The sequence below is a fragment of the Acidithiobacillus ferriphilus genome, assembly GCF_028215975.1.
Taxonomy (GTDB): domain Bacteria; phylum Pseudomonadota; class Gammaproteobacteria; order Acidithiobacillales; family Acidithiobacillaceae; genus Acidithiobacillus; species Acidithiobacillus ferriphilus.
The window spans coordinates 1445373-1468524 of the sequence record NZ_CP116458.1 but is presented as its reverse complement, the minus strand read 5'-3'; the positions used below and the strand labels follow the sequence as shown (position 1 = coordinate 1468524).

Sequence of the window (23152 nt, the reverse complement as noted above, 5' to 3'; positions counted from 1 at the left end):
ACACTTTATCTTTAACAACGGAAGACCGATGCACGCGCAAGCCATTCGCCAAGCTTTTCTGGAGTATTTTGTGGAGCAGGGGCACCAGATCGTACCCTCCAGCCCGCTGATTCCCCGTAATGATCCGACCCTGCTGTTCACCAATGCCGGTATGGTGCCCTTCAAGGACGTGTTTCTCGGCCTGGAAACCCGTCCCTACCGGCGCGCCGTCTCCTCACAGCGCTGTATGCGCGCGGGCGGCAAGCACAACGATCTGGAGAATGTCGGCTATACAGCGCGGCACCATACCTTTTTCGAAATGCTGGGCAACTTCTCTTTTGGCGATTATTTCAAGCGTGAAGTGATCGGTTTTGCCTGGCGCTTCCTCACCGAACGTCTGGATCTGCCACCGGAAAAGCTCTGGATTACGGTTTACGAAGAGGATGATGAGGCGGCTGACATCTGGATTAACGGGATCGGCGTTGATCCCGCACGCCTCTCCCGCTGTGGCGAGAAGGATAACTTCTGGAGCATGGGTGACACCGGTCCCTGCGGCCCCTGCTCAGAGATTTTTTACGATCATGGTCCCCATATTCCCGGCGGCCCTCCCGGCAGTCCGGAGGCGGATGGCGATCGCTATATCGAAATCTGGAATCTGGTCTTCATGCAGTTTGACCGGGACAGCAGCGGCACTCTGACTCCTCTGCCAAAACCCTCCGTTGATACCGGCATGGGTCTGGAGCGTCTCGCGGCCGTGCTCCAGGGCGTACATAACAACTATGACACCGATCTCTTCAAGCCGCTGATTGCCGCAGCAGCCGCCATCAGCGGCAAAACGTATGGGAGCGATGCCGCGACGGACATCAGTTTGCGGGTGCTGGCGGATCACATCCGCGCCTGCAGCTTTCTCATCACCGATGGCGTCCTGCCCGCCAACGAAGGCCGCGGCTATGTGCTGCGCCGCATTATTCGTCGCGCCGTGCGGCATGGCCGCAAGCTGGGCATGGAGACCGTATTTTTTCATCAACTGGTGGCGCCACTGGTGGCCGAGATGGGCAGCGCTTTCCCTGAACTCACGCGGGCACAGCGCGAAGTCGAGCGTGCTCTGGAGCGTGAGGAAACCCGCTTCCGGGAAACGCTGGAGCGCGGACTGAGTCTGTTGGAAGAGGCCATTGCGGGCCTGGCAGCGGGTGCAGCCATTCCCGGCGAGATCATTTTCCGGCTCGCGGATACCTTTGGTTTCCCCGTCGATCTGACCGCCGATATCGCCCGCGAGCGCGATCTGATCATGGATATGGGGGGCTACGAGGCGGCCATGGCTACGCAGCGCAGCCGTTCCCGTGCCGCCTGGGCGGGCAGCGGTGAGATCAAAACGGAACGAGTGTATCACGATCTGGCCATGCGTTTGCCGGCTACCGGATTCACCGGCTATACGGCCTGTGCGGGTGAAGGAAAAATACTGGCGCTGATCCGCGATGGCGAAGAGGTGGCTTTCCTCGAAGCAGGGGATGTGGGTGCGGTTATTCTCGACCAGACGCCTTTTTACGGGGAGTCCGGCGGGCAGGCAGGGGATCGTGGCGAACTCCAGTCGGGTGGTGCCCTGTTTGCCGTGACTGATACGCAAAAGCCCATGGGCCACCTGCATGTGCATTTGGGGCGTTTGACATCCGGTCGTTTGCAGGTTGGCGATGCGGTGCTCGCCGGTGTGGACGAAGTGGGGCGTCGGGCGACGGCAGCACATCACTCCGCGACCCATCTGCTCCACGCCGCCCTTCGCAACGTTCTCGGCAGCCACGTGCAGCAGAAGGGTTCGCTGGTCAATTCGGAGCGGCTGCGTTTCGACTTCAGTCAGCCGGATCCGGTGACGGCCGCGCAGTTGCGGGAGATCGAGCGCGTGGTCAACGCCGCCATCCGCAACAATGTCGGCGCAGAAACCCGGGTGCTGCCCATTGCCGAAGCGCAGGCCCTGGGTGCCATGGCCCTCTTCGGCGAGAAGTACGGTGATGAGGTGCGGGTGGTGCGCATGGGAGATTTCTCCATGGAGCTCTGTGGCGGCACCCATGTGGAGTCGCTGGGGGATATGGGCGTTTTCAAGATCCTCAGCGAAAGCGGCGTGGCAGCGGGTATCCGGCGTATTGAAGCCGTCGCCGGCGCGGTGGCGCTAGATGTTATTCAGCGCGATGAAGAACGCTTGCAAGCGGCGGCCGGGCTGTTGAAAGTCGCCCCAGCAGAGCTGGACCAACGTTTGGCACAAACCCTGGAGCGCCTGCGCCAACTGGAAAAAGATCTGGAGAAAGCCAAGCGGGATGAGGCCGCCAGAGCGGGTGCCGATCTTGCCGCAGAAGCCGAGGACGTGGGCGGAGTGCCGGTATTGATCAGGCGCCTGGAGGGGATGGATGGCAAAGCATTGCGCGATGTCCTGGATCGCCTGCGCAGCCAGTTACCTGACGGCGTCATCGTCCTTGCGGGTGTGGAAGGGGAGAAAGTGGCGTTGATTGCCGGAGTCGGTAAAGGATTGACTGGACGTATTCACGCCGGAGAACTGGTAAATACCGTGGCACAACCGTTGGGCGGCAAGGGCGGTGGGCGTCCGGAACTGGCGCAGGCCGGGGCCGGTAATCCGGCGGCCTTAGACGCTGCCCTCAACGCCGCCCGCGACTGGGTCAGAGGTGAACTCGGTTAGTTCCGACTCCGCCGCGATCCTTGTCAGTGAGGACCGTGACCTTGGTCATGACCGTTATGGCCTCGACCCGGTCCACCACGTTCCCCCGGTCTCTGCGCGGGTCCGTGGCCTTCTGGTCCGCGATAGCGCGGCGGTTGTGGACGTTCCGCTGGCCGGAAATGGCGCCATTGCGGATCGCGATAATGGCGGCCGACGTCGCGCTGAATATTCTGCCAGTCGCGGTGATTCCAACGACGGAGCGCGGGCGGAGGCGCGACAATAGGACGCCAGGGCCCACGATAGCCCGGCCCGGCCCACCAGCGATTCCTGTAATAGTAGTAATAAGTTGAGCCCAGATAGAAAATGGGTTGAGGGGTGCCATAGGCCGCATAGACCCCCAGATTGCTCAGCCATATCATCAGAGGTGGTGCGGTGACGGTTGCGGGCGGATAACCCGGCGCTGCATATATGGGTTGCGTTCCAATATTTAACTGAATACCCACAGGGGATGCACTGGCCCCAGTGACTGCTGTTCCGGCATATAGGATGGCGCCGGACACTAACCAGACGAGGTGACGTTGTGGCCATTTCATGATGCTTGCCTCCGCAGGAAATAACGATTCATCGTGTCTGGCTCATTATTGCGCCAAGACGCCATTGCGGCCAGATGGTTTGGGGGGCCTGGTCTAAAATGGCGGCATAGACAACGGTGTTGGTCAGCACGCTCTGCACATAGTGGCGGGTCTGTTGGAAGGGGATATTCGCGGTGAAAATCGGACCGGCCCATGGCCCCGGGGGTGGTGTCCAACGGTTCAGCCAGCGTTGTGGTGCGCTTGGCCCAGCGTTGTAGGCGGCCGCAGCCAGCAACTCGGAGCCGCCAAAATGCTGTTGCTGAAGGCTCAGATAGTGAGAACCCAGGGTCAGGTTGCCGCTGACGCTGTGCAGATCGGCGTTGGCGGCTGCGGCGACATGGGTCTGTAGCCATTGGGCTGTGGCAGGCATCACCTGCATCAACCCCTGTGCGCCGACGTCGGACCGGATACCGAACGCAAAACCGGATTCCTGTCGGATCAGACCGGCCAGGAAGGCGCGGCGCAGGCCGGTCTGGGTGGCGGCAGCGTCGATTTCCTGTGCATAGGGAAGCACGTAGCCTTGTTGCCAGTCTTCCCCCCCGTGAATCAGACTACTCGCATGAATACCCAGCAGCCACGCCTTATGATGTAAAGCCATCCGGGCTGCGGCTTTGATCTCCCCTGTCCCGTTCAACCCTTTCAGAAACTGGTCCCATTCGGCGAGGGCGTCGAAATAGAGTCCGAGATGATAGAGTGTGATCGCGGTCCGCTCGGGAGCGTTATTATCCGATATGGCCTTCGCTTCGCTCGGTGCGGGCGGATCGTCAGGCTTTAAGATCAGCGGCCTGTTGAGGGTCGCCATAGCCAGTTGTCCGTAATAAGTCCAGGGAGATTCCAGGGCCGCCAGCAAAGTGTGGGCAGCCTGCGTATGTCCGCGTTGCAGCAGCGCGACGGCGGACCAGAATTGCCACTGCCGCTGCTGGCGTTGAACGGTGTCCATCTGCCGTGTGGCCTGCTCCACCATGCTCCAGTTGCCATCGCGCAAAGCGGTGCGCACCATCCAGGCCAATAGTTGTGGCCGGGGGCGAAATTGCGGATCGGCGGCGTAGGCTTGGGCATACCAGTGTCCGGATTCGGAACGAAAGGACAGGGTGGCGTGGTAGGCACTGTTATAAAGTACCAGCGACTTATCAGCGGCGGAGAGGACGCCGAGGGTCCGCACAAACTGTACCGCCTGCGCGGGGTGAGTGGCAGCGAGGCGCAGCAGGGCGAGCACCAGTAGATGGGTCTGGCCAGTTGGCCATTTGTGGCTGCCATAATGCTGAATTTGCCGAGATATCCACGCGGCTGGCGCGGTTACCGTCCGCGCCAGCTGACCGGATTGCGCCGCGGGTAAAAATGGCGCAAAGCGCAGCGCAGCGTCAAAAGCGGAGGCCTCGTACATTTGTTGCAGGCGCCGCCACAGTTCTGGCTGCGTGATTTGCCCCTGTTCCAGATAGACACGCGCCATGGCGTTGCAGGCATGATCATTCGCTGCGGCGGCGCTCCAGAGGAAGAATGGGGCAACCACCGTGCTGGTGCTGAGCAGTGGATCGCGCGCCGCGTCACAGCGCAAGCTGATCAGATCGGGGATGCTGCCAGCCTGAAACACCTGGGTAAAATCCGACCAGTCCTCACGGCGCGCGAGTTCTAACAGCCACTGTTGGCGCAACAAATGATGCGCCACCCCGCTCGGATAGTGCTTCGCATAGCGTTGATACTGGTTTTGGGTCATGCTTTTGAGGCGGGGCTGCAGAGACCAGTACCCTACCCATGGCCCCATGTAGGTATTTTCTAATTCAGGCAACGCGTTGGCGGCAGGGCGATAATCACCCTGGGCGAAAGCGCTTGCCGCCGAGTTCAGGAGTCGCTTCTGAACGGTGTTGAGGGTGTCGGTCGCCGCAACTGCCGTACCGTAACTTAATACCAGCGACATCAAGACCGCTACAGGGCGCGGAAGACGAATTTCCAGGATTGTTTTAAACACAGTCATCGACTGTGACGCTTGGGGATGGAGGTAAGCCGCCGAGGATGATCTTTATTGACACCTGCTTGCTGAAGAATGGCGACTATTTTATCTGCTGTCCGTGCTGCTTTCATACGTCTTGATTCCTAGAATTCGCCGACGAAATCAAATGGCTTGCAGGGCTGACCAGTGCATCTCTGGTAACCCTATCTATAATGCCACCAAGCGTGCCATTCAGGAAGCGTCGTGGCTCGTCTGCCTCAGCGCCGGGTTTCGGGCAGCGGCGCGAGAAGAGAAGCAAGATCGTCAGGGCCGAAACGGAGCTTTTCTTTCTGCGCTTTTTCCAGCACGCCGGCGGCGAGGAAGGCCTTTTTCTCCTGCAACGCCAGGATTTTTTCCTCAATACTCCCGGCAATAATAAGTTTGTAAACAAAAACCTGGCGTTTCTGGCCGATGCGGTGGGCACGATCGGTGGCTTGATTTTCGGCGGCGGGATTCCACCATGGATCATAATGGATTACGGTGTCTGCTGCCGTGAGGTTGAGACCGACCCCGCCCGCCTTGAGGCTGATCAGGAAGAGCGGCACTTCACCGCGCTGAAAGCGGTCGATGGGCGTCTTGCGATCCTGGGTGCTGCCGGTGAGCAGCACGTAGGGGATATGCATCTTGTCGAGGCGTGCACTGATCAGGGCGAGCATCTCGGTGAATTGTGAAAACAGCAGAATCTGGCGACCTTCCGCCAGCAACTCCGGAATCATCTCCATGAGCAGCGACAGTTTGGCGCTGTCCTGTACTTTACGCGCCTTCTCGCTCTTGAGCAGGCGCGGGTCACAGCAGACCTGACGCAGCTTGAGCATGGCGTCGAGGATGACGATCTGGCTGCGTTGAAAACCTTTGGCGGCGATTTCCTGGCGGATACGTTCATCCATGGCGCTGCGCACGGTTTCATAGAGGTCACGCTGAGCCCCGTCAATATCCATGGAGCGGATGATGACGGTCTTCTCGGGGAGTTCTTTGGCGACTTCTTCCTTGCGGCGGCGCAGGATGAAGGGACGCACCCGACGGGCCAGTAAATCCAGACGTTCAGCATCTCCATGGCGTTCGATGGGGCCGCGCCAGACGCGCTGGAAGCTGCGCTGGTCGCCGAGAAAGCCGGGCAGGAGGAAGTCGAATTGCGCCCAGAGTTCGCCGAGGTGGTTTTCCAGCGGTGTGCCGGTGAGGGCGAGTCGATGCCGGGTGGGAATCTCGCGAATAGCTTCGGCGGCGCGGCCCTGCGCATTTTTGACCATCTGCGCCTCGTCGAGAATCAGCAGATGAAAACGCTGGTCCTTGAGCGTCTCAATGTCCCGCCAGACCAGCGGATAGGTGGTGAGAATCAGATCATGGTGGGGTATTTCGGCAAAGCGGCTGCTGCGCTCTTTACCGTGCAGGGAGAGTACCCGCAGGTCGGGGGCGAAGCGCTCTGCTTCTTCCCGCCAGTTATGAATCAGGGAGGTGGGCATGATAATCAGGGCGGGATTGGTCAGGCGGCCGCTCTCCTTCTCCAACAGCAGGTGGGCGAGGGTTTGCGCGGTTTTGCCGAGACCCATGTCGTCCGCGAGAATGCCGCCTAGGTGGTGCTCGCGCAGAAATTGCAACCAGGCAAGCCCATCCTGCTGATAAGGGCGCAGAGGGAGGGCGAAACCGGCGGGTGCTGCGACGGGTGTAATCTCCCCATTCTGGGGCAGGCGCTTGGCCAGGGCGCGTACGGCATCCATACCTTCACTACGCCACTGGCTGTTATCCGCCAACTGGGTGAGCCGTGGCGCGTCAAAGGCGGACAAGCGTAGAGGGCCTGGAGCGCCAAGGCTGAACAGGTCGATGAGGGTGCCGACCAGTGGCTTCAGGCGACTCGCCGTGGTCTGGATGGGGACACCGGCCGGGGTGTGCAGGTGAACGTGCTCATCATCCGGGATCGTGCCGAGGCCACCCGGATCCAGCCAGCGCGGATCGCGGGCGAAAAGGGCGCCAAGCAGGGGGGGCAGTGCCAGCCGCTTGCCATCCACCACGATGCCGACATCCAGACCCAGCCAACCCTCTTCTTCGACGCCGTCCACCTGCATATCCCATTCGTCCACTTGCAGGAAGTAATGGCGGAAACCATCGGGCCAGCGCACTTCCCAGCCTTGTTCGCGGAGAGTTTCAACGCTCGTTGTCATGAATCGATCCCAGTCGGCCTCGCTGGTTAGCCCGTAGATGGGCTGCGGCAACAGCGACAAACTGTGGAAGATGCTGGCTTTGACGGGTGCCAGGCCGGTTTTACCCAATTCTTGCAACGCCCGCTTTTCGGCTGCCGTATCGCGTTTTATGCGAACCATTTCGCCATTGTTGAGGGTCTGGATGGCACTGTCGTCGTCTATGGCGATGTGCGCGGGACCATATACAAAAGTGGGTTGCGCATAGTCGAAGCGGCAGCTAGGGCCCCATTGACCGGCATAGTTGCGGTGCGCTTGGATGCCGAGGAGTGCCAGGGTGTCGCACCAAAGCAAGGCTTGCAGCGGCGCAGCAATCTCCCGCAACTCTTGTTCTGGTTCGATCACGGGTGCGGGGAGTCCAGGCGCCGACTGTTCCAGCATCTCACGCAAAAGAGTGGCTTCTTGCGCATTAAGGGGGGGGGCCTGCAACAGATCGCGCAGGACCGTGACCGGCATATCCGTGTCGATCGGGCCGATTTCCTGGCTTTCTCCATCCAGATACCAAGTGATATCCAGTGGCAGGTAACCGCTGGCGGCTGGCGTGGTTTCCAATGCCGGATACTGCTCCCCACCCTTGCTGACTTTCCAGGTCAGCGTGCCGGGCCGGTTGTCGCCCAGGCGCAGGGCTGGGTTGGTCAGTGTGTTGCCGAAGAGTCGCCCTGTATCTGCGAGTAAGACAAGCACTGCGGCGCCGTGGCGGGGGCCGAGATCAAATTCACCGGTTTGGCTGGCATAGGGGTCTTCCAGCAGCAGGCGCCGCAAGGCGCGTTGGTCCGTTTCGTCAATAAAGCTGGGTGGGCGGCGTAGGGCGCCTTCAAAGTTGTACCAAAGGGCGAGATCAGTACATTCCCCCATATTGTTCAGGCGGGCCTTGCGACAGCTGAGTACCGGACCCTGATGGCGTCTGCTGTTTAGTTCCAGCAGCCAGTATAGGGCGTAAGTGGTGGTCGAGGGCTTGCGTTTGGGCGGATCCAGGTGGGAGCGCAGTTCGCGCAGCCATTGCATCACATGCGGGCGTAACACCGGCGTCGGCGCCGTGTGGCTGCGCTGGGCGAGCAGGGCGAGCAGCACTGCTGCGACATGCTTGCAGCGACCACCCACCGGGCAGGTACACAGGGTCACCAGATGCCCCTGGCTGAGGTGAATGTCTACCCGGTACGGTTTGCGTGCCGTGCCCTGAACCAGGGCGCTGAGGTCGGTGCCGCCGCGCTGCTCCAGCTGACTGATGGACTTCTGGTAAGGTTGGGCCTTGCGAATCTCCAGATCACCCAGCCAACTGCGGATGTCTTCATAGCTGTACGTCTCCAGCATGGGCATCGTACTGGCATCGCGGTGCCAGTTCATCCAGTCGTTCTTGGTGGGCATGAGGCTTGCTCGGTGGTGTGGCCATTATCGGAAATGCACTTGGGCGACGCCGCAGCGCAAACCGCATATAGTACACAGTCGACGGGTAAGAGGGGAAGCCGTTCGAACTGGTCTGCTAGTATCCCCGCCAGCGCCTTGCAGTTATCATGGGCGAAACGGCAGACACAGAGGGGCAGGTGATGACGGCTTTTGGGACGAGTGGGTTGCGGGGTCTGGTGGCGGATCTCACGGATCAGGTCGTTTATGCACATACGCGGGCTTTTTTGCGCTATCTTGCGGAAATCGGCGAGTTTCACGCCGGGGATGCGGTGATATTGGGCGGCGACCTGCGTCCCAGCACGCCGCGGATGCTGGCCGCGGCCTGGGCTGCTGTCCTGGCGGAAGACGGGCAACCGGAGTTTGCCGGATACCTCCCCTCACCAGCACTGGCTTTTGCAGGGCTGACGGCGGGGGTGCCATCGCTGATGGTCACCGGCAGTCATATTCCTTTTGATCGCAACGGCATCAAGTTTAACCGCCCGCATGGGGAATTGATGAAAGCCGATGAGGCCGGGATCCTGCGTCAGGATATGACGGTGGATGCGGCGCTTTTCGACGACGCGGGCGCGCTGCGCAAACCACCAGTTTTACCTGATCCCGCCCCGCACTGGCTGGCGCTCTATCAGCAGCGTTACCGGGACTTTTTCGGCGCGGACAGTCTTGCCGGATGGCGACTGGGCGTCTACCAGCACTCCGGCGTCGCCCGTGATCTACTGGTGACGCTGCTGGAGTCGCTGGGCGCCGAGGTGCTGCCCCTGGGCCGCTCTGCGGATTTCGTGGCCCTGGACACCGAGGCACTGCGCCCCGAAGACACGGTTCTGGCGCAGCGTGCGGTGGCTGAGCACCATCTCGATGCGCTCCTGACCACGGACGGCGACGCCGACCGTCCCATGATCGCTGACCATGAAGGCCGCTGGTGGCGCGGTGATGTGCTGGGGATTCTGACGGCCCACGCCCTGGGCGCCCATACGGTAGCCACGCCGGTAAGCAGCAACACGGCGTTGGAGTTGTTCGGCTTTTTCCCGGAAATCCGCCGCACCAGGATTGGTTCTCCTTATGTCATAGCGGCGATGCAGGGCGCTTTGCAGGAGGGACAGATGCCCGTCTGTGGTTATGAGGCGAACGGCGGTTTTCTGCTGGGCAGTCCGCTCACCCGTGATGGCCGCACCCTGGCGCCGCTTCCCACCCGCGACGCGATTCTGCCCATGTTGACGGTGCTGACGGCGGCGCAGGAGCGGCGTACCCCCCTGGCCGCCTTGCTGGCCGATCTGCCGCCCCGTTTTACCGCCAGTGACCGTTTGCAGGACTTTCCCACGGCGCTGAGTCAGCGCTATCTGGATGCTTTTCGCGGCAAGGACAAGGTGGCCAATCTCGCGGCTTTCAACGCTGCCTTCGGAGAAATCGCGGGTGACGCGCAGCACATGGATCTGACGGACGGCATCCGGGTGACCCTCGCGCCGGGTGGCATCATTCATCTGCGACCTTCCGGCAACGCGCCGGAACTGCGCTGCTATACGGAGGCCGATAGCCCGGAGCAAGCCGAGGCCATGCTGCGGAAGGCCTTACAGATCATGAATGGCTGGCGGGCCTGAGCGGCGGATGCGGCGCATCGCTTTTTCGCGCATCTGGTGGGTGTACATCGGCGCCGGGCTGCTTATTGCGGACCTGCTGCTCATGGTGCTGCGCTATCTGGGCGTGGTGTTCAAAACCAACGCCGTGGCGGAACTGGCGGTCCATCATGGCGTCGATGCCGAGGCGCAAAGCCTGTTGCATCTGGCGAACGTGTTGAATGTTGTCCACTGGAAATGGATCGGCGAAATTTTTTTGGTCGGTGTTGTTTTACTTTTTATCGGAATGTGGAAACCCTTTTACCGGAAAAAATAATTCAGCCCATCTTCAGCTCGTGCCCTGACTGCGCAGATAGTCCTCATAGGTGCCTTTGAAGTCCTGGATGCCCCGTGGGGTGAATTCGATAATGCGGGTGGCCAGTGACGACACAAATTCCCGGTCATGACTGACAAAAAGCAAGGTTCCGTCGTATTTTTCCAGGGCCGAGTTGAGAGACTCGATGGATTCCATATCCAGATGGTTGGTCGGCTCATCGAGAATCAGCACGTTCGCTTTCTGCAGGGTGAGCTTGCCGAAGAGCATCCGGCCCTTTTCGCCACCGGAGAGCACCTTGACCGAACGGTTGACCTGATCCTGCCCGAAGAGCAGGCGGCCCAGCACGCCGCGGATCACCTGGTCATCATCGCGCTCACCACGCCACTGGCGCATCCAGTCGAAAAGCGTCATATCCTCCGCAAATTCCGGGGCATAATCCTGGGCGAAGTAGCCGATCCGCGCGTTTTCCGCCCATTTTATTTCACCGGCATCCGGCGTTAATTCACCTACCAGACAGCGCAGCAAGGTGGTTTTCCCCAAGCCGTTGGAGCCGATAATGGCAAGCCGCTCGCCCGCTTCCACATGCAGGCGCATTTTATGAAACAGACGCAGATCGCCAAAGGATTTGCTCAGGTCCTTCCCATCCAGGGCATTGCGATAGAGTTTGCGTTCCTGATTAAAGACCAGATAGGGATTTTGCCGACTGGAAGGCTTCACTTCTTCAAGCTGGATTTTCTCTAACTGACGGGCGCGGGAAGTCGCCTGCTTGGCCTTGGAGGCATTGGCGGAGAAGCGGCTCACAAAGCCCTGCAACTCGGCTATCTTCTCCTTTTTCTTGTCATTATCGGCGAGCAACTGATCCCGCACCAGGGTTGAAGCCTGCATATATTCATCATAATTGCCGGGATAAATGCGTAACTCGCCGTAATCCAGGTCAGCCATGTGGGTACAGACGCTATTCAGAAAATGACGGTCATGGGAAATGATGATGATGGTACTGTTGAGGTTGTTGATGAGATCTTCCAACCATTGAATGGTATGAATATCGAGGTTGTTGGTCGGTTCATCCAGCAGCAGAATGTCCGGGTCGGCAAAAAGCGCCTGCGCCAGCAATACCCGTAGTTTCCAGCCCGGCGATACCGCCGCCATCAATCCGCCGTGCTGCTCCAGCGGAATACCCACGCCACTCAACAATTCACCGGCGCGGGACTCGGCCGCATAGCCGCCCAACTCGGCGAACTCACCCTCTAAATGCGCCACTTCCATCCCTTCTTCGTCGGTCATCTCGGGCAGGGCATAAAGGCGATCGCGTTCCTGCTTGACCCGCCAGAGTTCGGCATGGCCCATGATCACCGTGTCCAGCACGGTGCATTCTTCAAAGGCAAACTGATCCTGCCGCAGCTTGCCGAGACGCTCGCCGCTGCTCAAGCTGACGTGTCCGGAGCTGGGCTCCAGATCGCCACCGAGAATCTTCATCAGCGTCGTCTTGCCGCTGCCATTGGCCCCGATGAGGCCATAGCGGTTGCCATTGCCAAATTCGACGGAGACGTTTTCAAAGAGGGCCTTGGCCCCGAATTGCATGGTGAGGTTGGCGGTGCTGAGCAAGATCGACTCCGAAAGGGCGGCAAACAAGGGCTGATGGACGGGCGCGATGATAGCACTGATTCGCTTCGCGCGTCTCACCTTCGTGGCGCTCAGGCGCGAGACTCACTTGACAGATTCGCTCAGCTTCCCGTACCTTGCCCAGTGAATCGTTATAAACGCTAGGGGCGTCCACGTCGTGGGCTGAGAGGTACCCTTGGAACCTGATCCGGGTCATGCCGGCGTAGGGAAGCGCGACCGCAGCACGCCTGTCCGCATCTTCCTCCCGCATCCTGATTTTGTTCCGCAGTAATCGGATATTTTTAGGAGGAATGACTGATGGCTACCCGTCCCACGGATATGGTGAACACTATGCAGGACGCAGCGGTAACCTGCGGCCCGATTCCCGGCTCACACAAGCGTTACCTCAGTGGCGAGCGTTTCCCGGAATTGCGCATCCCCTTGCGGGAGATTCGGCAGAGCGACTCCCGGAAGCGGGACGGCAGCCTCGAAGTCAATCCTGCCATCCCGGTTTACGATTGCAGCGGTCCCTACACGGACCCGGATGCGGTCATCGATATTCATGCGGGTTTGCCCGCTCTGCGCTGGCAATGGCCGTCGACGGATACCGCCATCGAAAGCCGCCCCGAGCCCAGTTCCGCCTATGGTCGCGCCCGTCTGGCGGATGTTCGCACGGCCGATCTGCGGTTTCATCATCGCCGCGAAATTCGCCGGGCGGCCAACGGCGGCAATGTCTCCCAGATGCACTATGCGCGGCGCGGTATCATCACTCCCGAGATGGAGTTCGTCGCCATTCGCGAAAACCAGGGTTTGGATCGTCTGCGCGCCAGCCATCCGGCGCTGTTCCGCGCCCATCGCGGCGAGTCCTTCGGCGCGCAGATCCCCGACACCATTACCCCGGAATTTGTGCGCGACGAAATCGCCCGGGGCCGCGCCATCATCCCCGCCAATATCAATCACCCGGAACTGGAGCCGATGATTATCGGCCGCAATTTCCTAGTGAAGATCAACGCCAATATCGGCAACTCCGCAGTCAGCTCGTCCATCGCCGAAGAAGTGGAAAAAATGGTCTGGTCGACCCGTTGGGGTGCCGACACGGTCATGGATTTGTCCACCGGCAGGCACATTCACGAAACCCGCGAATGGATTATCCGCAACAGCCCCGTACCCATCGGTACCGTGCCGATTTACCAAGCCTTGGAAAAGGTCGATGGGAAGGCCGAAGACCTCACTTGGGACTTGTTCCGGGATACGCTCATTGAGCAGGCGGAGCAGGGTGTCGATTATTTTACCATTCATGCCGGCGTCCTGCTGCGTTACGTCCCGCTGACGGCGAATCGTCTTACCGGCATCGTCTCGCGCGGTGGTTCCATCATGGCCAAATGGTGTCTCGCTCACCATCAGGAGAGCTTCCTCTATACCCATTTTGACGAAATCTGCGAGATTATGAAGGCCTATGACGTGAGCTTCTCCCTCGGGGATGGGTTGCGTCCCGGCTCCCTGGCCGACGCCAATGACGAAGCGCAGTTTGCCGAGCTGCATACCCTGGGTGAACTCACCCGGATCGCCTGGAGGCACGATGTGCAGGTCATGATCGAAGGCCCCGGCCATGTCCCCATGCAACTCATCAAGGCCAATATGGAGGAGGAGCTACAGCACTGTTTAGAGGCCCCGTTCTACACCCTGGGACCGCTGACCACGGACATCGCCCCCGGCTACGACCACATTACCAGCGCCATTGGCGCCGCGCAGATCGGCTGGTACGGCACCGCCATGCTCTGTTATGTCACGCCCAAGGAGCATCTCGGCCTGCCGGACAAAAATGATGTGCGGGAAGGGGCCATCACTTACAAGATAGCCGCCCATGCCGCCGACCTGGCCAAGGGGCATCCCGGTGCGCAGGTACGGGATAATGCGCTTTCCAAGGCGCGTTTTGAATTCCGCTGGGAGGACCAGTTTCATCTCGGGCTGGATCCGGAAAAGGCGCGGGAATATCACGACGAGACCTTGCCGCAGGAAGGTGCCAAGGCGGCGCACTTCTGCTCTATGTGCGGACCTCATTTCTGTTCCATGAAAATCTCTCAGGATTTGCAGGAATACGCCCAGTCTAAAGGCGAAGACATTGAGACCGCGCGCTTAGAAGGACTGCAGGAAAAGGCTGAGGACTTCAAACGGCTGGGGAAAAACATCTATCTACGTTAACAATATGACTGTCAGATATGGCATACGGGAATTGGCAGAAGCTGTTATAGTTGGCATGCCTGCCGGGGGAGAGTGCTCGTCGTGCGGGTAGCGCGATCTGGTGTGTGAGTTACGATGGGGAGGGTCATGACGGATTTACTCAAGCAGTTACGACCGGAAATGACGTCGCTGTTAAACTGTTTTAGCGTTCCAGCGGTATTGCTTTGTTCGGATTACACGGTCCTTGCCGCCAATCAGGCTTATCGGCGAGTTTTCGGTGATGGTAAGCCTTTACAGGGGCGGCGCTGTTACGAGATCATGGCGGAAGCAGGCTACACCTGTCGTCAGGGGGGCAACCACTGCCCCCTCGATTCGTGCCAGCGTTCTGGTACCGATCAGCATGTGGTGCATAGCGGTACCTCCGGAAATGCTCAGATTGATCTGTACCCCATTCGCAACGATAACGCTGAAATCGTCTATTTTCTCGAACTTCTGATTCTTGTCCCGCAGTCGGTTGCGCAATCTGCCCCGGCTATGGTCGGCAACTCCCCCGCCTGGCAGGACGTTACCGCGCTTATCCGACGAGCGGCCCCCAGTGAGGCCGTCGTATTGCTGCTGGGAGAGTCCGGTACGGGCAAAGAGCTGGCCGCCGCAGCCATACATCAGGGTAGCCGGGTTCGCAACGGGCCCTTCGTGGCGGTGGATTGCTCGGGATTGCCAGAAACCCTCTTCGAGAGTGAGCTCTTCGGCCATGAGAAAGGGGCATTTACCGGCGCGCATTCGCGCAAAATTGGCTTGGTAGAAGCAGCTGATAGTGGCACCCTTTTTCTGGATGAAATCGGCGATGTCCCCCTCAGCTTGCAGGTAAAACTCCTGCGCCTGCTGGAAACGGGTTATTTCCGGCGAGTGGGGGGCGTGGAGCCGATCCGTTCGCAGTTCCGCCTGATCTCGGCTACGCACCGTCCGCTGGAAAGAATGGTCGAGGAGGAGCGGTTCCGGCAGGATCTGTATTACCGTTTGAATACCTTTCCTATCGTGTTGCCCGCGCTGCGTGAGCGCCTGGAGGATATCCCCCCGCTGGCGGAAGCCATTCTGCAGCGATTGCCCGTGGCCAAGGGCCTCCAGCTTCATGCGGACACGCTGGATATTCTGCAACTTTATGATTATCCTGGTAATATTCGTGAGTTACGCAACATCCTTGAGCGTGCCGCACTGTTGGCTGATGATGTCTGGATTCTTCCCGAGCATTTGCCCACAAACCTTCAGCATCTGCCGGGGCAAAAACCCGGTACGGCAAACGTAGTGTCTGCCAGGCGGTCGTCCGTGCCAGGCGTGGCAGAAATCATTCCTCTGGCGGAGCTGGAAGAGCAATATCTACGCTGGGCGCGGGGAAGTTACGGCGGGGATCGTCGCAGTCTGGCGCAACGTCTGGGCGTAAGTGAACGCACCTTATATCGTAAGTTGGATGCATTGAGGAGTCATACCGAACATGTCGTTGAGCCATGATGTTTGGCCGGAGGGTCTGCTGACGCGCCCCGGTCGCGATGCGGACGCCCTTTGCGTTGTGCTGCTGCACGGCCTCGGCGCCTCTATGGAAGACCTCGCAGGGATGGCGGATGTTGTAGACCCGGAAGGCCGCTACCGCTGGGCATTTCCCAATGCGCCTGTGCGTCCGGTCCGCATCAACGGCGGCAGACCGATGCGGGCCTGGTATGACATTTATGGTTCAGACAGCCATTCCGCGGAAGATGCGGAAGGATTACAGGACATGGCCAGGCGGCTCGGTGTTCTACTGGATCATGAGGCGGGTAAGGGGGGGTCGTCTATCATTCTCGGTGGATTCTCGCAGGGCGGCGCCATGTCGCTCTATACCGCGTTGCATACCGGTTATGTGACCAAGGCGGTGCTTGCCTTGAGTGCCTACCTGCCGTTGCGCAGCCATCTGTCGGCGGCTACGGCCAAGTCGCCGCCGATATTTTGGGCGCACGGGCAACAGGATGCCGTCCTACCCATTTCTTATATGGAGATTGCCCAGCAGATGATGGAAGTATTGGGTTATAAGATAAGCGCACACCGCTATCCCATGGACCATACCCTTTGTGAGGACGAACTGCTGGATTTGCGCACCTTTCTCCATACAATTGCCGATTCTCAGGAGACGATACCATGCCGGTGAATCTGCTATGGATTGAACAATCCGTACATATTGTCGCCGTAGTGATCTGGATTGGCGGCCTTTTTTTCGCCACGGTCGTGCTGGTGCCCGTTCTGCAGGCAGAAATCGCTCAGGTCGGTACCCGAATTCCTTTGCTGCACGCCATCCTGCGCCGTTTTTTTCTGTGGATCTTTATATCCGGTGCAGTATTGCTCAGCAGTGGTTACACCATGGTACCGCTGTTCTACGGGGGCTTTGCCACCCTCAGTGCGCCGATCTCCATTATGATGTTGTTGGGCACGGTCATGGTGATGCTGTCGCTGCATGTCTACTTTGCGCCGCTCAAACGGCTACGGCGTGCCGTCCGCGATCAGGACTGGAAGGCGGGCGCACGGGCTTTGGGTCAAGTCCGCCTGATTTCTGGCGTCAACCTGCTCTTATCGTTGGTGGTGATTCTGATGGGGGTGTGGGGGATGGTTGGCACCCCCTGGTAGCCTTCAGTCCGGGTCAGTCGTTAATCTGTTGTTCCAAAAATCCGCTCTTCCAGACCCCATCGTGCCGCCAGCGTTTCGGCGGCATTCACGAGTTCCTCCGCGCGCGAGGGGTGGTTGACGCGCGTTTCGACGATCTTGCGCAAGGCCTCATCGCGGTTGCCATTGCTGGCGAGCAGGTGGATCAGTTCGCCAGCATCGCGGCCGACAATTTCACCGCCGAGCAGCTCGCCGCTATCCATGTCCGCCAACAAACGGACGAAGCCCACACTATCATCCTGCCCCAATGCCCGCGGTGAGGTTTCAAAAGCGGCAAAACCCACCGCTGGTTCAAAGCCCAGGTCTTCGGCCGCATCATCATCCATACCGATACGCGCCAGTTCCACTGCCGAATAAACCAGTTCCGGTACCCAGAGCGGATCGCGTTCCTGTTTTTCGGCGCTGAGCAGATTATGGATGACTATCTGGGCATCGCTGAGGGCCTGATTGGCATTCATGATCGGGCCGACCGCATCGCCAATGGCATAGATGCCGGGCTCCTCCGTCTCCAGCATGGTATTAGTCCGTACAAATCCGCGATCATCCAGGGTGACATTGGTGTTTTCCAGCCCCAGTCCCTCCGTAAAAGCATGGCGCCCGGTAGCGAGCAGCAGCCAATCGCCCTGAACCGACTTCCCCCGGTCATCGAAGACCGTCACTCCAGCGGCCGTCGTTTCAATGCGGGCGATCTTGAATCCTGTCTGTGGATGGATATTCAACGCCGCCAGCGCCGCTTTGAGCGTATCCTTGGCCTGCGGTGAATACCGGGTATGGGCGAGGGGAGGGGCGTGCGTCAGCCATTCCACCTGTTTGCCGAGTTGGGTGAAAATATACGCGAACTCGGTGCCGATGACCCCGCCGCCAACCATAATTACCCGATCCCCACTGGGGACGCCGTCGTCATAAAGCATATCGCTCGTCAGCGCCTTACCGGGTACCGTGATGATTCCCAGGGGTAGGGATGGCACCGATCCGGTGGCAATGACGCTGGTTTCCGTATGGATTTCCGCCAAGCCCGCAACGCCCTGGATTTGAATGTGCCGCGGATCGAGGAAGCAGCCGGTGCCATTATAAAGATGCACGCCAAGACGCTTCAGATAATCGACATAGCTGGCGCGCACCGTCTCGACCACTTTATGCTGGTGCTGCCAGGCTTGCGTCATATCTCCTGTGAGCGCCATACCCACAACGCCCCGTTTTTCGAAATGACGACTTTGCTCGATCCACTTTGCCGTCTCATGCCAGTCCTTTTTGGGCACGCAGCCGCGATTCAGGCAGGTGCCACCCCAGGTCTGCTTCTCGATGATCGCGGCTTTTTTACCACGCAGAGTGGCCAGCACCGCCGCGCGATAGCCGCCTGGGCCACTGCCAATAATCGTGATGTCATAATTTTTTGTTTTCATGATTCCATCTTTTTCAATAAAATAAGAAATATTCGTAAAGTCATTTGCCATGTTCATGGCGAGTTGCTGCTTGCCAGGCTGGTAGGCTCCCTGCAGATCAAGCAGCGGATAAATAAATTGTATTGTTGTTTGGCAGCGACGCCCACCCCTCGCGATTCTCAATGGCTGAAGCGCATTGTTTATGGGAACAATATATTAACGCTTTTTGATAATATAATGTTTTCAGTGAGCTATAAAGCTTGCCTGAAATCTGTCTGCAAGAACAGACCCGCCGACGTGGTTGATTCATGGCCAAATCCCTTCCAAAAGCGTCGGGTGCAAGCGACAATTCCAGCTTTGGAATAATGACAATGATTACAAAATTAAATAGTTATGATCTGGCACATGTTTTGCTTTATTGCTGCCATGCGTGTTTATCCTCTTAATCGCCCGTTACTAACGCTGCTTGCCGCCGCCCTGTTGGGGTTCGCCGGGTGGGCTATGACGCCGACTACGTATGCTGCTGATTTTAATATGACCGACGTGGAGGCCAGGGCCAAAACGCTGGTGAACAGCGCTTATGATGCGAAGCCGTTACCCATCCCAGCCTTCCTGAAAGGCCTCAGCCCTGAGCAATATGCGCAGATTCAGGATGTTATGCCACTCTGGCGTGGCGACCATTTGCCCTTTCAGGCACAGTTTTATCTGCCCGGCTCCTGGTTTCAACGCCCGGTGGTTATCCGCAGCGTCGTGGATGGTGTGGTGCAGCCGATCCGTTTTACGCTTAAACATTTCAGTTTCGGTGATCTACACGTACCCAAAGATATGCCCGGCGAACTCGGTTACGCAGGTTTCCGGCTGCTCGCGCCGTTGAATACACCGCCTCGTTATAACGAATTCATCTCCTTCCTCGGTGCGACTTATTTCCGCGCCGTGGGGAAAAATGCCATCTACGGGACGTCGACACGTGGCCTCGGGATCGACACGGCCCAACCTTCCGGTGAAATCTTCCCCTACTTCAAACAATTCTGGCTGGTGCGGCCCAAGGCGGGCGCTACCCGGATGGTGGTCTACGCGCTTATGGACAGTCCGGTGGCGACGGGTGCCTATCGCTTCACCATCCAGCAGGGTGATAGCAGCACGGTACATGTCGATGCCACCATTTACCTGCGCAAGCCGGTACAGGTGCTCGAGCTTGCGCCACTGACCAGCATGTACTGGCATGGACATGGACGTGGTATCACCGCCGGTGACTGGCACCCGGCACAGCATGATGCCAGTGACTTGGTCATGGCCAACGGCAACGGCGAATGGATCACCCGGCCCATAGACAACCCTTTGTACACCCAGACCACCACTTACGACATGGATCACCCTGAGGGCTTCGGTCTGATTCAGGAGGATCGCCAGTTCTCCGCGTATGAAGGGATTGCGACCAACTACCAACGGCGCCCCAGCGTCTGGGTCCAGCCCGATGGCGACTGGGGCAAGGGGCAGGTGCGTCTGGTAGAACTCCCCACCAACAACCGCGATATGGATAATGTTGTTGCGTTTTGGGTGCCAGGGCATGAGCCCGCGCCCAAAACGCCCCTGCATTTTGCGTATACTGTACGCTTTTTCCTCGATAACCACGGTCTGATACCGCTGGCTCATCCGGTGGGCACTTATTTGGGCAATGACATGAAAGTGCCTGGTGCGCGGACGGTGGTAATTGATTTCGCGGGCGGCGCCCTCACGAATCTGCCGGGGACTGCACCCATGCAGATCCACCTCAATGCCGCAGACAATGCCAAAGTGCTCAGCCAAAAGTTGGAATGGAATAAAGAAGAGCATGTCTGGCGGGTGCTTGCGGTTATTCAGCCGCAACCGGATTCGCCCAGCAACGTGCGGTGTTTTTTAACCTTGGACAACCAGGTGATGAGTGATACCTGGACATATCTCTTACATGCGGCAAAGGAGTAGGCGTAATGTTTAAGGATGAATCAAGCTACAGCGTCAATCCTGCGGGTGAGCTACTGGTGGGTTGGACAGAGGAAGCCGTGGTCGTCGCAAACAATGCCCTGGTGCTGGCCCGTGTGGAGCAGTATATGGCTCGCCTGTCCTTAAGCGAGGCTCAGCGGCTGTGGCTTCGCGGGGAAGTGGTGGTGCAGTTGCGTGGCACGGACATGGAAGGCGAAGCACTTTATGCGCAAGCCTTTGCGAGTCTGCACATGGCCTTGGCGACTCTGACGGATGGCGACGAAGTGGATGCGCGCCTGGATCTGTCTCTCAACCTGCCCGTGGGCGGAACCCATGACGGTAAATCCTGTCGCTGGTTGCAGCGCCAAATGGCTCCGGCTATTGTGCGGTCCAGCATGATAGCGCGACCTTTGAATCGCTCCTGGGGTGCGGCCTTGTTGCGTCTTGTCCAGTCTGTACTGCGGGACCGCGGCGCGATCAGTGCGATTCGGCGCGTCTTGCCCGGAGAAGCATGAATATGGGCCGTAGCAGCGCCCGGCCATGGGAAGCCATCGGCCGGTACCGGCGCTACTGGCTCAGCACCCTCATCATTCTGCCCGCGTGCGGCGCAGGCCTGATGCTCGTTCAGGTGCTGGCAGACCGTCTGCCTCTGTGGCTGGAAATCCCGACACTGCTGATTTTCGTATTATTGTTCGCCTGGATATCTGCGGGCTTTTGGACCGCAGTGGTGGGATTTATTCTGCTCATGCGCGGACGAACAGATACCGTACCGGGTAACCCCGAGTTGCGTCTCGCGGAGCCGCGTCCGCAGAGCCGCGTAGCCATAGTCATGCCCATCTATAACGAAGAGGTAGAGCGGGTCGCAGCGGGGCTCCAGGCGACTTATAAATCTCTGCAACACGCCGGAGCGCTCGCGCACTTCGAGTTTTTTTTGCTGAGTGACACTCGTGATCCCGCGATCTGGCTGCGCGAAGAACTGGTGTGGTCAGCCCTCTGCCAGTCTTTAGATGCTTTTGGCCGTATTCATTACCGGCGGCGGCCCGTCAACAACAAGGCCAAGAGTGGCAATGTGGCGGATTTCTGTCGTCGCTGGGGTAAGAATTATGAATATATGGTTGTGCTCGACGCCGACAGTGTGATGAACGGCGAGACGCTCTACCGGATGTTGGAGATGATGGAGGGCAATCCGCAGGTCGGCATCATCCAGACCCAGCCGCTGGCCGTTAACCGCGAAACTCTCTATGCCCGCCTGCAACAATTTGCACAGTATTTGTACGGACCGGTTTTTAGTGCCGGTCTGCGCTTCTGGCAACTGGGTGATGGCCATTATATCGGCCACAACGCCATTCTGCGTACCGTACCCTTCACCCAATATTGTGCCTTGCCCGTGTTGCCGGGGCGTGCGCCCCTAGGCGGCCCGCTACTGAGCCATGATTTTGTTGAAGCGGCGCTCATGGCCAAAAGTGGTTGGGAGGTATGGTTTGTGCCCAGCCTGTCGGGGAGCTATGAAGAAGTACCACCGACACTGATCGATGATCTCAAACGGGACCGTCGCTGGGCGCAAGGCAATCTTCAACATCTGCGCCTGCTAGCGGGGGAGGGACTGCGCCCGGCGCATCGTTTTCTCTTTATCAACGGTGCCATGTCATTTTTGGCGGCGCCATTGTGGGGAATATTTTTAATCCTTGGAGCACTGGGCTCGCTGCACTGGGCCAATACAGCCAATAACGGTAGCACAACGCTCTTTGACTGGAGTTGGCTGGCCGATCCCATGCCCTTCTGGCTGTTTGGAGTAACGGTTATTTTGCTGCTATCACCCAAATTTATGGCGGTGTTCTGGGTGATGCATCAGCGCGGTCAAAAAGACCATTTCGGTGGCTTATTCAACCTGCTGGCCAGCATGTTTTTCGAGAGTCTTTTTTCGATCCTCATGGCACCTATCCGCATGGCCTTTCATAGCCAGTTTGTGATACAGACATTGATGGGGCGAGGTGTGCATTGGGGCGGCCAGGTGCGCGGTGATCAGGAAACCTCCTGGGCCGATGCCTTCCGGTATTTCGGCTGGTATTCTGCGCTGGGCCTGAGCTTGGCAGCGCTTTTGTACCCTTTTCTGGGCCTCTGGCATTTTGTCTGGCTGGTACCCATACTTGGGGGGTTGACGGCAGCGGTGCCTATTGCAGCTTGGACGAGTCGGCCAGCACTGGGACGCTGGGCGCGGCGTCATCGTCTCTTCGTTATCCCCGAAGAAGTACGTGTCCCACCAGAGTTGCAGGCACTCAGCGTGGATAGCGTGGCCTGCCTGCCCCACATTGAAGGAGATCCCTTCATACAGGTTGTGGTGGATCCCCGCTTCAACGCCATCCATACCGCCCTGCAGCGAAACCGCACGGGGGCCTGGCCGCGCGCGGCGAGTCTCTGTCACAAAGCATTGGAGCAGGGGCCGCAGGAACTCAACAGCCGCGAACGCAACATACTGCTCAGTGATCGTAATTCCATGCTCGCATTGCATCGTGCGGTCTGGTCCACTGCCGATCGGGCACGCTTGGCCGCTTGGGGCTTGCAAAGCGACGAGCGGAAATTGACGGATGTGTAACTTATCGGAG

The 23152-nt window shown here is 58.9% G+C and carries 15 protein-coding genes and 1 riboswitch; of the genes, 10 read left to right on the top strand and 5 right to left on the bottom strand.

The features are described from left to right. Positions 1-28: 28 nt before the first annotated feature. On the top strand, positions 29-2662 hold the full coding sequence (gene alaS / locus PJU76_RS07365) for an alanine--tRNA ligase (protein ID WP_271778992.1): 2634 nt from the start codon (positions 29-31) through the stop codon (positions 2660-2662). 23 nt (positions 2663-2685) lie between these two features. Here alaS and PJU76_RS07360 read toward each other — a convergent pair whose 3' ends face one another. From PJU76_RS07360 to PJU76_RS07350, 3 genes are all read right to left on the bottom strand, one after another. Then, on the bottom strand, positions 2686-3234 hold the full coding sequence (locus PJU76_RS07360) for a hypothetical protein (protein WP_271778991.1): 549 nt from the start codon (positions 3232-3234) through the stop codon (positions 2686-2688). Positions 3235-3262: 28 nt separating this feature from the next. Next, complete coding sequence (locus PJU76_RS07355; RefSeq protein ID WP_271778990.1) at positions 3263-5188, bottom strand: lytic transglycosylase domain-containing protein; 1926 nt, start codon at positions 5186-5188, stop codon at positions 3263-3265. A gap of 290 nt (positions 5189-5478) precedes the next feature. Beyond that, positions 5479-8817 carry a DEAD/DEAH box helicase gene (locus PJU76_RS07350; RefSeq protein ID WP_271778989.1) on the bottom strand — a complete coding sequence of 1113 codons (3339 nt, stop codon included), beginning with the start codon at positions 8815-8817 and terminating at the stop codon, positions 5479-5481. A 146-nt stretch (positions 8818-8963) separates the two neighbouring features. Here PJU76_RS07350 and PJU76_RS07345 point away from each other — a divergent pair, with 146 nt between their 5' ends. Continuing rightward, positions 8964-10448, top strand: a complete 1485-nt coding sequence (locus PJU76_RS07345) for a phosphomannomutase (protein ID WP_271778988.1) — start codon at positions 8964-8966, stop codon at positions 10446-10448. Beyond that, complete coding sequence (locus PJU76_RS07340) at positions 10432-10740, top strand: hypothetical protein (protein WP_215860456.1); 309 nt, start codon at positions 10432-10434, stop codon at positions 10738-10740. The genes PJU76_RS07345 and PJU76_RS07340 overlap by 17 nt, the downstream gene beginning before the upstream one ends. A 12-nt stretch (positions 10741-10752) precedes the next feature. Here PJU76_RS07340 and PJU76_RS07335 read toward each other — a convergent pair whose 3' ends face one another. After that, positions 10753-12423 carry an ABC-F family ATPase gene (locus PJU76_RS07335; RefSeq protein ID WP_408629732.1) on the bottom strand — a complete coding sequence of 557 codons (1671 nt, stop codon included), beginning with the start codon at positions 12421-12423 and terminating at the stop codon, positions 10753-10755. 72 nt (positions 12424-12495) lie between these two features. Further along, positions 12496-12589: riboswitch (TPP riboswitch) on the top strand. Positions 12590-12660: 71 nt separating this feature from the next. Here PJU76_RS07335 and thiC point away from each other — a divergent pair. The 4 genes from thiC (at position 12661) to PJU76_RS07315 (ending at position 17172) form a co-directional block, all read left to right on the top strand. After that, on the top strand, positions 12661-14544 hold the full coding sequence (gene thiC, locus PJU76_RS07330) for a phosphomethylpyrimidine synthase ThiC (RefSeq protein ID WP_271778987.1): 1884 nt from the start codon (positions 12661-12663) through the stop codon (positions 14542-14544). A gap of 126 nt (positions 14545-14670) precedes the next feature. Next, a complete protein-coding gene (locus PJU76_RS07325; RefSeq protein ID WP_271778986.1) occupies positions 14671-16029 on the top strand; it encodes a sigma-54 interaction domain-containing protein in 1359 nt (452 codons plus the stop codon). Beyond that, the gene (locus PJU76_RS07320; RefSeq protein WP_271778985.1) at positions 16013-16699 is read left to right on the top strand and encodes an alpha/beta hydrolase; all 687 of its coding nucleotides are present in this window, start codon (positions 16013-16015) and stop codon (positions 16697-16699) included. The genes PJU76_RS07325 and PJU76_RS07320 overlap by 17 nt, the downstream gene beginning before the upstream one ends. Then, complete coding sequence (locus PJU76_RS07315) at positions 16690-17172, top strand: CopD family protein (protein ID WP_271778984.1); 483 nt, start codon at positions 16690-16692, stop codon at positions 17170-17172. The genes PJU76_RS07320 and PJU76_RS07315 overlap by 10 nt, the downstream gene beginning before the upstream one ends. A 20-nt stretch (positions 17173-17192) precedes the next feature. Here the strand turns inward: PJU76_RS07315 and PJU76_RS07310 are convergent, their stop codons facing one another. Then, the gene (locus tag PJU76_RS07310) at positions 17193-18611 is read right to left on the bottom strand and encodes a dihydrolipoyl dehydrogenase family protein (protein ID WP_271778983.1); all 1419 of its coding nucleotides are present in this window, start codon (positions 18609-18611) and stop codon (positions 17193-17195) included. Between the two features lie 405 nt (positions 18612-19016). Between PJU76_RS07310 and PJU76_RS07305 the strand changes: the two genes are divergently transcribed. Genes PJU76_RS07305 through mdoH form a run of 3 tightly spaced genes read left to right on the top strand, consistent with a single transcriptional unit; the run spans position 19017 to position 23142 of the window. Beyond that, the gene (locus PJU76_RS07305; RefSeq protein WP_408629757.1) at positions 19017-20552 is read left to right on the top strand and encodes a glucan biosynthesis protein; all 1536 of its coding nucleotides are present in this window, start codon (positions 19017-19019) and stop codon (positions 20550-20552) included. A gap of 5 nt (positions 20553-20557) precedes the next feature. Further along, a complete protein-coding gene (locus PJU76_RS07300; protein ID WP_271778981.1) occupies positions 20558-21064 on the top strand; it encodes a hypothetical protein in 507 nt (168 codons plus the stop codon). After that, on the top strand, positions 21061-23142 hold the full coding sequence (gene mdoH / locus PJU76_RS07295) for a glucans biosynthesis glucosyltransferase MdoH (RefSeq protein ID WP_271778980.1): 2082 nt from the start codon (positions 21061-21063) through the stop codon (positions 23140-23142). Before PJU76_RS07300 ends, mdoH begins: the two co-directional genes overlap by 4 nt. Positions 23143-23152 lie beyond the last annotated feature (10 nt).

Excerpts from the sequence above, each read along its gene's own strand:
- alaS (WP_271778992.1), top strand. The coding sequence starts at position 29 with ATGCACGCGCAAGCCATTCGCCAAGCTTTTCTGGAGTATTTTGTGGAG.
- PJU76_RS07360 (WP_271778991.1), bottom strand. The coding sequence starts at position 3,234 with ATGAAATGGCCACAACGTCACCTCGTCTGGTTAGTGTCCGGCGCCATC.
- PJU76_RS07355 (WP_271778990.1), bottom strand. The coding sequence starts at position 5,188 with ATGTCGCTGGTATTAAGTTACGGTACGGCAGTTGCGGCGACCGACACC.
- PJU76_RS07350 (WP_271778989.1), bottom strand. The coding sequence starts at position 8,817 with ATGCCCACCAAGAACGACTGGATGAACTGGCACCGCGATGCCAGTACG.
- PJU76_RS07345 (WP_271778988.1), top strand. The coding sequence starts at position 8,964 with ATGGGCGAAACGGCAGACACAGAGGGGCAGGTGATGACGGCTTTTGGG.
- PJU76_RS07340 (WP_215860456.1), top strand. The coding sequence starts at position 10,432 with ATGGCTGGCGGGCCTGAGCGGCGGATGCGGCGCATCGCTTTTTCGCGC.
- thiC (WP_271778987.1), top strand. The coding sequence starts at position 12,661 with ATGGCTACCCGTCCCACGGATATGGTGAACACTATGCAGGACGCAGCG.
- PJU76_RS07325 (WP_271778986.1), top strand. The coding sequence starts at position 14,671 with ATGACGGATTTACTCAAGCAGTTACGACCGGAAATGACGTCGCTGTTA.
- PJU76_RS07320 (WP_271778985.1), top strand. The coding sequence starts at position 16,013 with ATGTCGTTGAGCCATGATGTTTGGCCGGAGGGTCTGCTGACGCGCCCC.
- PJU76_RS07315 (WP_271778984.1), top strand. The coding sequence starts at position 16,690 with ATGCCGGTGAATCTGCTATGGATTGAACAATCCGTACATATTGTCGCC.
- PJU76_RS07310 (WP_271778983.1), bottom strand. The coding sequence starts at position 18,611 with ATGAAAACAAAAAATTATGACATCACGATTATTGGCAGTGGCCCAGGC.
- PJU76_RS07305 (WP_408629757.1), top strand. The coding sequence starts at position 19,017 with ATGCGTGTTTATCCTCTTAATCGCCCGTTACTAACGCTGCTTGCCGCC.
- PJU76_RS07300 (WP_271778981.1), top strand. The coding sequence starts at position 20,558 with ATGTTTAAGGATGAATCAAGCTACAGCGTCAATCCTGCGGGTGAGCTA.
- mdoH (WP_271778980.1), top strand. The coding sequence starts at position 21,061 with ATGAATATGGGCCGTAGCAGCGCCCGGCCATGGGAAGCCATCGGCCGG.